At 55.2% G+C, this 13744-nt stretch carries 11 protein-coding genes and 4 tRNA genes; 13 read left to right on the top strand and 2 right to left on the bottom strand.

Features of this window, described 5'->3' with window-relative positions:
* Positions 1 to 40 precede the first annotated feature (40 nt).
* From wecB to ECL_RS24840, 13 genes are all read left to right on the top strand, one after another.
* Positions 41 to 1171 carry a non-hydrolyzing UDP-N-acetylglucosamine 2-epimerase gene (gene wecB / locus ECL_RS24900; RefSeq protein WP_038985275.1) on the top strand — a complete coding sequence of 377 codons (1131 nt, stop codon included), beginning with the start codon at positions 41 to 43 and terminating at the stop codon, positions 1169 to 1171.
* On the top strand, positions 1168 to 2430 hold the full coding sequence (gene wecC, locus ECL_RS24895; RefSeq protein ID WP_013099275.1) for a UDP-N-acetyl-D-mannosamine dehydrogenase: 1263 nt from the start codon (positions 1168 to 1170) through the stop codon (positions 2428 to 2430). The genes wecB and wecC overlap by 4 nt, the downstream gene beginning before the upstream one ends.
* Complete coding sequence (rffC, locus tag ECL_RS24890) at positions 2427 to 3104, top strand: dTDP-4-amino-4,6-dideoxy-D-galactose acyltransferase (protein WP_013099274.1); 678 nt, start codon at positions 2427 to 2429, stop codon at positions 3102 to 3104. Before wecC ends, rffC begins: the two co-directional genes overlap by 4 nt.
* 4 nt (positions 3105 to 3108) lie before the next feature.
* On the top strand, positions 3109 to 4239 hold the full coding sequence (gene rffA / locus ECL_RS24885) for a dTDP-4-amino-4,6-dideoxygalactose transaminase (protein ID WP_013099273.1): 1131 nt from the start codon (positions 3109 to 3111) through the stop codon (positions 4237 to 4239).
* A 1-nt stretch (position 4240) separates the two neighbouring features.
* Positions 4241 to 5491, top strand: coding sequence for a lipid III flippase WzxE (gene wzxE, locus ECL_RS24880; protein ID WP_013099272.1), 1251 nt, complete (start codon positions 4241 to 4243; stop codon positions 5489 to 5491).
* The gene (locus ECL_RS24875) at positions 5488 to 6567 is read left to right on the top strand and encodes a TDP-N-acetylfucosamine:lipid II N-acetylfucosaminyltransferase (protein ID WP_013099271.1); all 1080 of its coding nucleotides are present in this window, start codon (positions 5488 to 5490) and stop codon (positions 6565 to 6567) included. The genes wzxE and ECL_RS24875 overlap by 4 nt, the downstream gene beginning before the upstream one ends.
* Positions 6564 to 7916, top strand: coding sequence for an ECA oligosaccharide polymerase (wzyE, locus tag ECL_RS24870; protein ID WP_013099270.1), 1353 nt, complete (start codon positions 6564 to 6566; stop codon positions 7914 to 7916). Before ECL_RS24875 ends, wzyE begins: the two co-directional genes overlap by 4 nt.
* Positions 7917 to 7928: 12 nt before the next feature.
* A complete protein-coding gene (gene wecG, locus ECL_RS24865) occupies positions 7929 to 8669 on the top strand; it encodes a lipopolysaccharide N-acetylmannosaminouronosyltransferase (protein ID WP_013099269.1) in 741 nt (246 codons plus the stop codon).
* A gap of 197 nt (positions 8670 to 8866) precedes the next feature.
* Positions 8867 to 10252 carry a bifunctional threonine/serine APC transporter ThrP gene (gene thrP / locus ECL_RS24860; RefSeq protein WP_013099268.1) on the top strand — a complete coding sequence of 462 codons (1386 nt, stop codon included), beginning with the start codon at positions 8867 to 8869 and terminating at the stop codon, positions 10250 to 10252.
* Positions 10253 to 10354: 102 nt separating this feature from the next.
* Positions 10355 to 10431: transfer RNA gene (locus tag ECL_RS24855), tRNA-Arg, on the top strand.
* Between the two features lie 67 nt (positions 10432 to 10498).
* Positions 10499 to 10574, top strand: a tRNA-His gene (locus ECL_RS24850).
* Between the two features lie 20 nt (positions 10575 to 10594).
* A tRNA-Leu gene (locus ECL_RS24845) sits at positions 10595 to 10681 on the top strand.
* Positions 10682 to 10723: 42 nt separating this feature from the next.
* Positions 10724 to 10800: transfer RNA gene (locus tag ECL_RS24840), tRNA-Pro, on the top strand.
* 538 nt (positions 10801 to 11338) lie between these two features.
* Here ECL_RS24840 and hemY read toward each other — a convergent pair.
* Positions 11339 to 12538 carry a protoheme IX biogenesis protein HemY gene (hemY, locus tag ECL_RS24835; protein ID WP_013099267.1) on the bottom strand — a complete coding sequence of 400 codons (1200 nt, stop codon included), beginning with the start codon at positions 12536 to 12538 and terminating at the stop codon, positions 11339 to 11341.
* A gap of 2 nt (positions 12539 to 12540) precedes the next feature.
* On the bottom strand, positions 12541 to 13737 hold the full coding sequence (gene hemX / locus ECL_RS24830; protein ID WP_044159144.1) for a uroporphyrinogen-III C-methyltransferase: 1197 nt from the start codon (positions 13735 to 13737) through the stop codon (positions 12541 to 12543).
* Between the last annotated feature and the right edge of the window lie 7 nt (positions 13738 to 13744).

The raw sequence follows: 13744 nt of genomic DNA, 5'->3' as shown, positions 1-13744 counted from the left end.
GAAGGCCACGGCCTTCATCGCCTAATCGAAGAGAATCGATGTGAAAGTACTTACCGTATTTGGTACCAGGCCGGAGGCCATCAAGATGGCGCCTCTGGTGCATGCGCTGGCCAGCGATCCTGATATTGAAGCGAAAGTGTGCGTTACGGCGCAACACCGGGAGATGCTCGATCAGGTTTTAACGCTCTTTTCCATCGTCCCGGACTACGATCTGAATATTATGAAGCCGGGGCAGGGATTAACGGAGATTACCTGCCGTATCTTGCAAGAGCTTAAGCCCATTCTGGAATCCTTTAAGCCGGATGTTGTGTTGGTGCATGGCGACACCACCACTACTGTGGCGGCCAGCATGGCTGCGTTTTATCAACGTATTCCTGTCGGCCACGTTGAAGCGGGCCTACGCACCGGCAATCTTTACTCGCCGTGGCCGGAAGAAGCCAACCGCACGCTTACCGGGCATCTGGCGATGTACCACTTTGCACCCACCGAAAATTCGCGCCAGAACTTGCTGTGTGAAAATATCGCCGACAATAAAATCTTTGTGACCGGCAATACGGTTATTGATGCCCTGATTTGGGTGCGTGACCGTGTGCTGGCTAACAATGAACTTCAGGCAGAACTCGCTGCGCGTTACCCGTTCCTGAACAACGGCAAAAAAACCATTCTGGTGACCGGCCACCGTCGTGAAAGCTTTGGCCGGGGTTTCGAGCAAATCTGTCATGCGTTGGCTGAAATCGCCGCGCAAAACGAAGATGTGCAGATTGTCTATCCGGTGCATCTCAACCCTAACGTCAGCGAGCCGGTCAACCGCATTCTGGGACATGTTGAAAATGTCCTTCTGATTGAGCCGCAGGACTACATGCCGTTTGTCTGGCTTATGAATCATGCCTGGCTGATCCTCACTGATTCAGGCGGTATTCAGGAAGAAGCACCTTCACTCGGCAAGCCGGTGCTGGTAATGCGTGAAACCACCGAGCGCCCGGAGGCGGTAAAAGCGGGCACGGTGCGTCTGGTCGGCACGGATAAGCAGCGTATCGTCGATGAAGTGACACACCTGCTGCACGACGAAGAAGCGTATCAGGCGATGAGCCGGGCCCATAACCCGTACGGTGATGGGCTGGCTTGTGGCCGTATTTTGCATGCACTTAAACACAATCGGGTATCGCTATGAGTTTTACTACCATCTCTGTCATTGGTCTTGGCTATATTGGCTTGCCTACTGCGGCAGCATTTGCCTCTCGTCAAAAACAGGTTGTAGGCGTGGACATCAATGCGCGCGCGGTGGAAACCATTAACCGTGGCGAAATCCATATTGTGGAGCCCGATCTCGACCGCGTGGTCAAAGAGGCCGTTGATGGGGGATACCTGCGCGCCAGTACCACGCCGGTTGAAGCCGATGCTTATCTCATTGCTGTGCCGACGCCATTCAAAGGCGACCATGAACCCGACATGGTCTACGTCGAGGCCGCTGCGAAATCTATTGCACCTGTGCTCAAGAAAGGGGCGCTAGTGATCCTGGAGTCCACTTCTCCGGTTGGCGCAACCGAGCAGATGGCACAGTGGCTGGCAGAAGCCCGGCCGGATTTAAGCTTCCCGCAGCAGGCGGGAGAGCAGGCCGATATCAATATTGCCTACTGTCCGGAGCGCGTGCTGCCGGGGCAGGTGATGGTCGAACTGATTAAAAACGACCGCGTGATTGGCGGGATGACGCCTGTTTGTTCCGCTCGTGCCAGCGCGCTGTACAAGATTTTCCTCGAAGGCGAATGCGTGGTGACGAACTCCCGTACCGCAGAAATGTGCAAACTGACGGAAAACAGCTTCCGCGACGTGAACATCGCTTTTGCCAACGAACTGTCGCTCATTTGTGCCGATCAGGGGATTAACGTCTGGGAATTAATCAGCCTGGCGAATCGTCATCCGCGCGTTAACATTCTGCAGCCAGGCCCGGGCGTGGGCGGTCACTGTATCGCCGTCGATCCATGGTTTATCGTGGCGCAAAACCCCGATCAGGCACGCCTGATCCGCACCGCGCGCGAAGTTAACGACAGCAAGCCACACTGGGTTCTCAACCAGGTTAAAACCACGGTGGCAGATTGTCTGGCTGAGAGTGGCAAACGGGCCAGCGAACTGAAAATTGCCTGTTTTGGCCTGGCATTCAAACCTAACATCGACGATCTGCGCGAAAGCCCGGCGATGGAAATTGCTGAGATGATTGCCCAATGGCACACGGGCGAAACGCTGGTAGTCGAGCCGAATATTCATGAACTGCCGGCAAAACTGGCGGGGAACTGCACGCTTACCGCGCTGGATGACGCGCTGGCCACGGCGGACGTACTGGTGCTGCTGGTGGATCATAAAGAGTTTAAAGCGACCCCCGCTGATGCCGTACAGCAGCGTTACATTGTTGATACCAAAGGTGTCTGGCGTTGAGCAACCTGAACGGGACGCTTGAGTCCCTTGAGTGGGAGAGCCATTTTTTTGGCCTGCCTTCAGCCATTCTGCGTCTGCGCGAAACTGCACCGGCACTGACCGACGCCGACTTTCGCGTCTGGCAGCGGGTACAGGCGAAGATCCCGGCGGACCGCGCCGACCTGCTTGATGCGTTTCAGCAACACGGTTTTCAGCTGGTGGAAGGCGAAGTCGATCTTGCCATTACGCTAACCCGGCATGAGGCGCCAGGTGCGGAGGTTGCCGCTAAGCAGGATATCCCGGTGCTGCGCGAAATGGCGGCGCAGGCGTTTGCCCGCAGCCGCTTTCGTGCCCCCTGGTATGCACCTGAGGACAGCGGACGTTTCTATGCCCAGTGGATTGAGAATGCGGTAAAAGGGACGTTCGATCATGTTTGTCTGGTGTTCCGCGCGGCGGACGGCCAGATCCAGGGTTTTGTTTCGCTTCGCAAGCTCAACGAGCGCGAGGCGCGTATCGGCTTATTAGCCGGCCGGGGTATGGGCGAGAAACTCATGCAGGCGGCGCTACACTGGGCGCAGCAGCAACAGGTCTCGACGCTGCGGGTGGCAACCCAGATGGGCAACACCGCTGCGCTTAAACGTTATATTGCGAGTGGTGCCAACATCGACGCCACCGCCTACTGGTTATACAGGTGACAAGATGATTCCATTTAACGCACCACCCGTCGTGGGAACCGAACTCGACTATATGCAGTCTGCTATGGGCAGCGGCAAACTCTGCGGTGATGGTGGGTTTACCCGTCGCTGCCAGCAGTGGATGGAACAGCGTTTTCACAGCGCTAAAGTGCTGCTGACCCCTTCCTGTACGGCGTCGCTGGAAATGGCTGCGCTGTTGCTGGATATTCAGCCCGGTGATGAAGTCATTATGCCGAGCTACACCTTCGTCTCCACGGCAAACGCGTTTGTGTTACGCGGGGCGAAAATCGTCTTTGTGGATATTCGTCCGGACACCATGAATATCGATGAAACGCTGATTGAAGCGGCGATCACTGATAAAACGCGGGCGATTGTTCCGGTCCATTACGCGGGCGTGGCCTGTGAAATGGACACCATTATGGCGATCGCGAAAAAGCATAACCTGTTTGTGGTGGAAGATGCCGCTCAGGGCGTGATGTCCACCTACAAAGGACGCGCGCTCGGCACCATCGGCCACATCGGCTGCTTTAGCTTCCACGAAACCAAAAACTACACCGCAGGTGGTGAAGGTGGCGCGACGCTGATTAACGACCGCGCGCTGGTTGAGCGTGCGGAAGTGATCCGCGAAAAAGGCACCAACCGCAGCCAGTTCTTCCGTGGCCAGGTTGATAAGTATACCTGGCGCGATATTGGCTCAAGCTATCTGATGGCGGATCTGCAGGCGGCGTATCTGTGGGCACAGCTGGAGGCGGCAGAGCGCATTAACCTGCAGCGTTTGTCCCTGTGGCAGACCTATTACGACGCGCTGGCACCGCTGGCAAAAGTCGGGCGTATTGCGCTGCCGACCATTCCGGCAGACTGCGTCCACAATGCCCATATGTTCTATATCAAACTGCGCGATAACGACGATCGCAGCAAGCTGATTGCCTGGCTGAAAGAGGCTGAGATTATGGCGGTGTTCCACTACATTCCGCTGCACTCCAGCCCGGCCGGTGAAGCGTTCGGGACATTCGCGGGTGAAGACCGCTATACCACGAAAGAAAGTGAGCGTTTGCTTCGCTTACCACTGTTCTACAACCTCGCGCCGGTTAACCAGCGTACGGTGATTAATACCCTTCTGAGCTATTTCGGCTGATATGTCTCTGGCAAAAGCATCGGTGTGGACCGCCGCGTCCACGCTTGTCAAAATTGGCGCCGGGCTGCTGGTCGTCAAGCTGTTGGCCGTCTCATTCGGCCCTTCTGGGGTGGGTCTGGCGGGCAATTTCCGCCAGCTTGTCACCGTCCTTGGGGTATTGGCCGGCGCCGGGATCTTCAACGGCGTTACGAAATACGTTGCACAGCATCAGGATGACGCAGCGCAGCTGCGCAAAGTCGTCGGCACATCGTCGGCGATGGTGTTAGGTTTCTCTACTCTGCTGGCCGCGGTGTTTCTGCTGGCGGCGGCCCCCATTAGCCAGGGGCTGTTTGGACACACGCATTATGAAGGGCTGGTGCGTCTGGTCGCTCTGGTTCAGATGGGAATCGCGTGGGCTAACCTGCTACTGGCGCTGATGAAAGGATTTCGTGATGCAGCCGGGAACGCGCTTGCGCTGATCCTGGGCAGCGTTATAGGTGTTATCGCCTATTACTTCTGCTATCGCCTGGGCGGGTATGAAGGCGCGCTGCTGGGTCTGGCGCTGGTACCTGCGTTAGTGGTCGTTCCGGCGGCATTTATGCTGATGCGTCGTGGCGTTATCCCCTTAAGCTACCTGAAACCGCAGTGGGACAAGGTGCTGGCGGGTCAACTGGGTAAATTTACCCTGATGGCGCTTATTACCTCCGTAACGCTGCCGGTGGCTTACGTGATGATGCGAAACCTGCTGGCGGCGCATTACAGCTGGGATGAGGTGGGAATTTGGCAGGGCGTAAGCAGCATTTCTGACGCCTACCTCCAATTTATAACGGCTTCCTTTAGCGTCTGGTTGCTGCCAACCTTATCGCGTCTGAGCTCCCGACAGGATATTACCCGCGAGATTACCCGCTCGCTGCGTTTTGTACTTCCCGCCGTGGCGGCGGCCAGTTTTACCGTGTGGTTATTGCGCGATGTCGCCATCTGGCTGCTCTTTTCGGCGAAATTCATCGCCATGCGCGATCTGTTTGCCTGGCAGCTGGTGGGGGATGTACTGAAAGTAGGCGCTTACGTATTCGGGTATCTGGTGATTGCGAAAGCCTCGCTGCGTTTGTATATCCTGGCAGAGATAAGCCAGTTTACGCTCCTGACGGCGTTCTCACACTGGCTGATCCCGGCACACGGTGCACTGGGGGCGGCTCAGGCCTATATGGCAACCTATATCGTTTATTTCGCTGCCTGTTGCGGCGTATTTTTACTTTGGCGTAAACGCGCATGACTGCACTGATTCACATACTGGGATCGGATATCCCACACCATAACCAGACCGTTTTACGGTTCTTCAACGATGAGCTGGCCCCGGGCAATCCCGATGCACGCGAGTTTATGGTTGCAGGCCAGGACAGGGGGCTGAGCGAGATGTGTCCGGCGCTGACGCTTACCTTCTGGCCGGATAAAGCCGCCCTGGCGAAGGCAGTTGTCGCGAAAGCGAAAGCGGATCGTGAGCAGCGCTTCTTCTTCCATGGACAATTTAATACCGGTCTGTGGCTGGCTCTCCTGAGCGGCGGGATTAAACCTTCCCAGTGCAGCTGGCATATCTGGGGAGCCGATCTCTATGAAGTCTCCCGCGGCTGGAAGTTCCGACTCTTCTACCCGCTACGGCGTATGGCGCAGGGGCGGGTTGGCTGTGTTTTCGCCACCCGTGGCGATCTCAATTACTTCGCGAAACAGCACCCCAACGTTCGCGGTGAGCTGCTCTATTTCCCGACACGCATGAACCCGGCGCTGAATAACATGGCAAACGATACGCCGCGTGAGGGTAAGCTGACGATCCTGGTGGGTAACTCTGGCGATCGCAGCAATGAGCATATTGCTGCGCTGAAGGCGGTACATCAGCAGTTTGGCGACACGGTAAATGTCGTTGTGCCGATGGGCTATCCGGCCAATAATGATGCTTACATCAACGACGTTCGTCAGCAGGCTCTGGGATTGTTTAGCCCGGAGAATGTGAACATCCTGCGCGATAAGCTGGAATTTGATGAATATCTTGCGCTGCTTCGCCAGTGCGATCTCGGCTATTTCATCTTTGCCCGCCAGCAGGGAATTGGCACGCTGTGCCTGCTGATTCAGGCAGGCGTTCCCTGTGTGCTTAATCGCGATAATCCGTTCTGGCAGGATATGGCTGAACAACACATTCCGGTGCTGTTCACCACGGATACCCTAAACGTGGAGGTGGTACGTGAAGCTCAGCGTCAACTGGCGCTGGTGGATAAAAGTACCATCGATTTCTTTAGTCCGAACTATCTTACGCCGTGGCATCGTGCGCTGCGTATCGCTTCAGGAGACAACGCATGAGCCAGTTGCAATTCAGCGGCTTGTTAGTGGTATGGCTTCTGAGCACGCTATTTATCGCCACTCTGACCTGGTTTGAGTTCCGCCGCGTGCGTTTTAACTTTAACGTCTTCTTCTCGTTACTGTTTCTTCTGACCTTCTTCTTCGGTTTTCCGCTGACCAGTATTCTGGTTTTCCGTTTTGACGTGAGCGTCGCGCCGCCGGAAATCCTGCTCCAGGCACTCTTGTCGGCGACCTGCTTCTATGCGGTGTACTACGTCACCTATAAAACGCGTCTGCGTGCGGTGAAAGCGAGTGTGCCGCGTCGTCCGCTGTTCACCATGAACCGGGTAGAGACCCATCTGACGTGGGTAATGCTGATGACCATCGCGTTGGTCAGCGTGGGGATCTTCTTCATGCATAACGGCTTTTTGCTGTTTAAGCTGCACTCCTACAGTCAGATTTTTTCTGCCGAAGTTTCGGGCGTGGCGCTTAAGCGCTTCTTCTATTTCTTCATCCCGGCAATGCTGGTGATCTTTTTCCTGCGCCAGGACAGTAAGGCCTGGCTCTTCTTCCTGGTGAGCACGGTCGCCTTTGGTTTCCTGACCTACATGATTGTGGGTGGGACGCGCGCCAACATTATTATCGCCTTTGCGATCTTCCTGTTTATCGGCATCATTCGCGGATGGATCTCCCTGTGGATGCTGGCGGCAGCGGGCGTGTTTGGCATTGTGGGGATGTTCTGGCTGGCCCTTAAGCGCTATGGACTAAACGTGGCCGGTGACGAAGCGTTTTACACCTTCCTGTATCTCACACGCGACACCTTCTCGCCGTGGGAAAACCTCGCTTTACTGCTGCAAAACTACGACAAAATCGATTTCCAGGGGCTGGCGCCCATTGTGCGTGACTTCTATGTGTTTATCCCGTCGTGGCTGTGGCCTGACCGCCCGGGTGCCGTGCTCAACACAGCGAACTACTTCACCTGGGAAGTGCTGAACAACCATTCAGGTCTGGCCATTTCCCCTACGCTGATTGGTTCGCTGGTGGTCATGGGCGGAAGCTGGTTTATTCTGCCGGGCGCGGTTGTGGTAGGGCTGATTATCAAATGGTTTGACTGGCTCTATGTGCTCGGCAACGAAGAGACTAACCGCTACAAGGCCGCCATTTTGCACAGTTTCTGCTTTGGTGCCATTTTCAATATGATCGTTCTGGCGCGCGAGGGGCTGGATTCCTTCGTCTCGCGCGTGGTTTTCTTCATGGTCGTTTTCGGCGTCTGCCTGCTGCTGGCCAAACTGCTGTACTGGTTGTTTGACAGTGCAGGGCTTGTGCATAAGCACGAGCCACACGGCAGCAGAACGCTGTCGCAAGTCTGAGTAAGGATAGTCATGACCGACACAACCTCTGCACCGCGCTACGCGCTGCGTGGCCTGCAGCTTATTGGCTGGCGCGATATGCAACACGCGCTGGATTTTCTCTTTGCGGGTGGCCAGATGAAATCCGGTACGCTGGTCGCCATCAATGCGGAGAAAATGCTGGCGGTAGAAGATAACGCTGAAGTCAGAAGTCTGATCGAGGCCGCCGAGTTTAAATACGCGGACGGTATCAGCGTGGTACGCTCGATCCGCAAAAAGTTTCCTGGTGCTAATGTTTCACGCGTCGCGGGGGCCGATCTCTGGGAACAGTTGATGGCACGTGCAGGGGCAGAAGGCACGCCCGTATTTCTTATTGGCGGTAAGCCTGAGGTCCTGGCGCAGACCGAGCAGAAGCTGCGGCGTCAGTGGAATGTTAATATTGTGGGTAGTCAGGACGGCTATTTTAAACCAGAGGATCGGCAGGCGCTTTTTGACCGCGTGCGCGACAGCGGGGCGAAAATTGTCACCGTGGCGATGGGCTCACCGCGCCAGGAAATTTTGATGCGTGATTGCCGTCTGGTTTGCCCGGATGCCCTCTATATGGGCGTCGGCGGGACCTATGACGTCTTCACTGGCCATGTAAAACGTGCGCCGAAGGTATGGCAAAACCTGGGACTGGAGTGGCTGTACCGCCTGCTGTCGCAACCAACACGTATTAAACGCCAGCTCCGTCTGCTGCGTTATCTCGCCTGGCACTACACCGGAAAAATGTAATCAAAATGTAGCGCGATATGCTGTTCGCGCTGCAACTCCCCTGCAAAACTGCTGCGAAACTGTGCAATGCATTTATTTTTTTAATGCATTGTTTGCCATTTTGCAGAATTTAAGAAACCATTCGCTCCGTATTTTAGTACCCCTAAAAAACAATACCTGGTATTAAGCCGGGAAACAGCAAACACAACCGAGGATCTATGGCAGAGAAAAAACCGGAGCTACAGCGTGGGCTGGAAGCTCGTCATATTGAACTGATAGCGCTGGGCGGCACTATTGGTGTGGGCCTGTTTATGGGCTCTGCAAGCACGCTCAAATGGGCTGGGCCATCCGTTCTGCTGGCATATATTATTGCTGGCCTGTTCGTTTTCTTCATCATGCGTTCAATGGGCGAAATGCTCTTCCTGGAGCCAGTGACCGGCTCTTTCGCCGTCTATGCGCACCGCTACATGAGCCCGTTCTTCGGCTATCTGACGGCCTGGTCATACTGGTTTATGTGGATGGCGGTGGGTATCTCGGAGATTACCGCAATCGGGGTGTATGTGCAGTTCTGGTTCCCGGATATGGTCCAGTGGATACCGGCGCTGATTGCTGTGGGGCTGGTGGCAATGGCAAACCTGGCAGCCGTTCGCCTTTATGGTGAAATCGAGTTCTGGTTTGCGATGATTAAAGTCACCACCATCATCGTGATGATTGTGGTTGGACTCGGCGTCATCTTCTTCGGCTTTGGCAACGGTGGTCACGCGATTGGCTTCGGTAACCTGACCGAACACGGCGGCTTCTTCGCTGGTGGCTGGAAAGGCTTCCTGACGGCGCTGTGTATCGTTGTCGCGTCCTATCAGGGCGTTGAGCTTATCGGTATTACAGCCGGTGAAGCGAAGAACCCGCAGGTCACGCTGCGTAGTGCAGTGGGTAAGGTGCTGTGGCGTATCCTGATTTTCTATGTGGGGGCGATCTTCGTTATCGTGACCATCTTCCCGTGGAATGAGATCGGCACGACAGGCAGCCCGTTTGTCTTAACATTCGCGAAGATTGGTATTACGGCGGCGGCAGGTATCATCAACTTTGTCGTCCTGACGGCGGCGTTGTCTGGCTGTAACAGCGGAATGTACAGCTGCGGTCGTATGCTCTATGCGCTTTCGAAGAATAACCAATTGCCTGCGGCAATGAGTAAAGTGTCCCGCGCGGGTGTGCCTGTTGCGGGTGTGGCGGTGTCGATTGCCATCCTGCTGATTGGCTCATGCCTGAACTACATTATTCCAAATCCGCAGCGCGTATTTGTTTATGTCTACAGCGCCAGCGTGCTGCCGGGGATGGTGCCGTGGTTCGTTATTCTGATCAGCCAGCTGCGTTTCCGCCATGCGCATAAACAGGCGATTGCCAGCCATCCGTTCCGCTCGATTCTGTTCCCGTATGCGAACTATTTGACGATGGCGTTCCTGATTTGCGTATTAATCGGGATGTACTTTAATGATGATACCCGCATGTCGCTGTTTGTCGGGATGATCTTCCTGGCGGCAGTCACTGCAGCCTATAAGCTATTTGGGCTGGGGCGCCGCGTCACCACGCAGAAAGTGGAGGAATAAGCGGCAAAATGTGCAAACCATAACCAAACGCGCATTTTTTTCAAAAAAGCACTAGACAGCGGGGTCGGAGGTACGTAATATCCAGCCCCGCAACGGCGCTAAGCGCCCGTAGCTCAGCTGGATAGAGCGCTGCCCTCCGGAGGCAGAGGTCTCAGGTTCGAATCCTGTCGGGCGCGCCATTTTAGTCCCGGCGCTAGAGCTGCGGTGGTCTGAGAAGTAGTCAGTACCGCGTGAAAGAATACAGTGGTGGCTATAGCTCAGTTGGTAGAGCCCTGGATTGTGATTCCAGTTGTCGTGGGTTCGAATCCCATTAGCCACCCCATTATTGAAGAGTTGTGAATTGCGAAGGTGGCGGAATTGGTAGACGCGCTAGCTTCAGGTGTTAGTGTTCTTACGGACGTGGGGGTTCAAGTCCCCCCCCTCGCACCACGACTTTAATGAATTGAACTAAAAATTCAAAAAGCAGTACATCGGCGAGTAGCGCAGCTTGGTAGCGCAACTGGTTTGGGACCAGTGGGTCGGAGGTTCGAATCCTCTCTCGCCGACCAATTTTGAACCCCGCTTCGGCGGGGTTTTTTGTTTTCTGCGGCTTTTCACCTCTGTATCCATTCCCCGACATACGCGTTTCCTGTTGTCGCGAACCAGCGACACTTAATTAATTGAAAACTAAAATAATATTTCATCAGCGTCTTAACCGTCTCTTTCTGACGACACTTCTGCGCTTTTACCGATATCTTATGGTGCGTCAGACGGGTCTTAGCAGCAGAAATTCCTTTTATCTTAAAATGTTGCGCGATGTAAAATTTCTTCGTGTAACGTTGGCATGTAACGTGCAATAATATACGTGTAGATGCTCATTCCATCTCTTATGTTCGCCTTCGTGCCTCATAAACTCAGGAATGATGCAGAGCCATTTACGGTGCTTATCGTCCACTGACAGATGTCGCTTCGGCCTCATCAGACACCATGGGCATAACGTTGAGTGAAGCACCAAATATGTTGTCTTACAGACCTGTTTTAACGCCTGCTCTTATAGCAGGCGTTTTTTTATGCCTAAAAAAGGAGGCCGTCTGGCCTCCTTGATAATTACTGCTGCGTTCCGTTGTTCTGTAGCGTTAGCAGAAGCCCGTCGCGCCGCATGGCGGCAGCTTCTTCCGGTTTATGCTGCTTGTCGAGCGTATCGGCAAGCCACGCATAGTCAAACGCGTCCGGGCGCTGTTTTAACGCCGCACGGAAGGCGAGGCTCGCCTCCTGCCATTCACCGTGTTTCATCAGCGACTGGCCCAGCGTGCTCCAGAGCAGCGGACGATCGCCAACGGTTTTGATCTGTTGACGCAGCACTTTTTCGATTTGCTCAGGGTTGTTGGTTTTCAGACGCGGGATCACCATGACCAGACGATCGTCGTACTGGCGCTTCAGACCGTCGAGGAGGATCTCCTGAGCCGTGTCATGATCGTCACATTCAATCAGGTGTTCCGCCATTGCCACCTGCAGAGGAACCTGCTGACGTGTTTTGCGGCTCTGATTCTTCCACCAGGTTTTCAGACCATCGCTGCCCAGATCGGCACGCGCCTGATCCATCAAACCAATCCACGCCATGCGCTGGAGTTCGTCACGATGTTCATCATCACCCACGTCGGCTTTCGCCATCGAAGGAATAATGTCCAGCAGTGAACCCCAGGCACCGGTACGGATATAGGCCTGCTCGGCAAGGCGCAGCACTTCAGGGTGGCGAGGAGTGATTTCCAGCAGACGGTCAACGCCGTGGCGAGCCGCATGGTTTTCATTACGTGCCAGCTGCAGGCGAACGCGAGTGATCTCAACCGGGATCTGGTTGTCGGACGCCATCTCCGATGCGCGCTCCAGATGCTGATTTGCACGGGCCTCGTCACCACGCTGTTGAGCTGCTTCAGCAGCCAACAGATAGTTCACGACGGGTTGTTCGGCGTGATCGGCGTTTTTGGACATCAGCTTTTCCACCTGCTGATAGTCGCCCTCGGCGAGCTTAATCAGCGCCTGCTCGGTCTGCTTACGGGCGCGACGGCGCTTGCGGCCAACGAACCAGCCACGGGTATGGGCACCGGTGCGGAAAATACGGCGCAGGATCCACTCCAGCGCCAGCAGCACCACAACGCCCAGGATCAGAATGATCACCAGACCCGTTACGCTGGTTTCGATGTTGTAATTGTCGGTCTGGATCAACACGTATCCCTGGTGACCGGCAAGCATCGGCCCAAGGACGATCCCGGCGATCAGCAGGATAAAGAGTAAGAGTACTTTAAGCATCGTTACTCTCCTTGTGGGGCGCTTTCAGGCGCGGGCGCGGCGGCTGGTGCAGGTTCACCCGTCTGCTCAGCCGGAACGCCCGGCTGTGCCAGCAGGTTACGTACGCGCGTTTGCATCAGCTTTTCCAGAATCGGCTGGCTGGCCAGTTTATCCGGCACGTTCATGGTGATGTTCTGCTGACTCAGTTTGTCGATGTCATCGAGGAACGCCGTGGTGGTGGCATCATCGGTATCGTAGTAAGCACGTACCCATGTGGAGACGTTATCCAGCGCCTGTTTGTAGGTCTCTTCCTGATGACGTGGCACGGCCTGGGCCGCGACCAGCAGACGGGAACGAATGTTCTCACGCAGGTAGATATCCTGGTTCGGCGCTAACAGCGGCACGGCGGTTTCATCACGGCGACGAATGGTGATGAAGCTGTCCATAAAGTTCTGCCAGCTTTTTTGCAGGTTTACACGCCACTCGCTCAGGGAGCTGGACAGTTCGGTGCCGTCGGAATCCATGGGAGAATCGTCGTCGTTGTTATCTGCCAGCTGCAGGTTATCAATCTGGTTCGAGAGCTGATTTACCTTGAGGATGATGCCGTCATAATCCACCTGAGAAACGGCGGAGAGGCTGGCGATGTCTTCGGTAATGGCGCGACGTGCAGTGATGAGGCTTGGATCGTTCATGTCCGCCAGGCTCGCATCTGCGCTTTTCAGCAGAGCGGCGGCGGTGGTGACATCCTGATCGCTCCAGAGCTTACGCCCGGCCAGTTTCACCAGAAAATCGGCCTGAGAAAGCAGCCATGTTTTGGCATCGGTACCGGAAATGGAGGCCACTTTTTGCTGCACTTCGTCCAGCTGTTTGGTTAGCTCTTCCTGTTTGCTGTTCGCATCGGCAAGCGCGGCGGCCTGCTGTTTGATGACGCCTTCCAGCTCGGTTTTTTGTGTCTCCTGCGCTTTTTGCAGCGCAGCGAGCTGATTAACCAGCGCGTCGCTGGTTGCCGTCTGATTGGTGCTTTGCTGTTTCACCAGACCGTAGAGGCTGACGCCTGCTGCCAGCGCAATGGCGATGGCAATCGCGCTCAGCGCAAGGCTGGTCTTGTTGCTGCCGTTTTTCTTCTCAACGGTTTTCTCAGTCGTTTCTGACTGTGGCGTCATGTCCACAGTCTCCCTGGTCTCTTCAACCACGGCGGAGGATTTGTCGTGTTCCGTCATTATGGCA

Source organism: Enterobacter cloacae subsp. cloacae ATCC 13047, from assembly GCF_000025565.1.
Lineage (GTDB): Bacteria > Pseudomonadota > Gammaproteobacteria > Enterobacterales > Enterobacteriaceae > Enterobacter > Enterobacter cloacae.
Note: the sequence above shows the minus strand (reverse complement) of the source record. Positions and strands in the feature narration are given on the sequence as shown.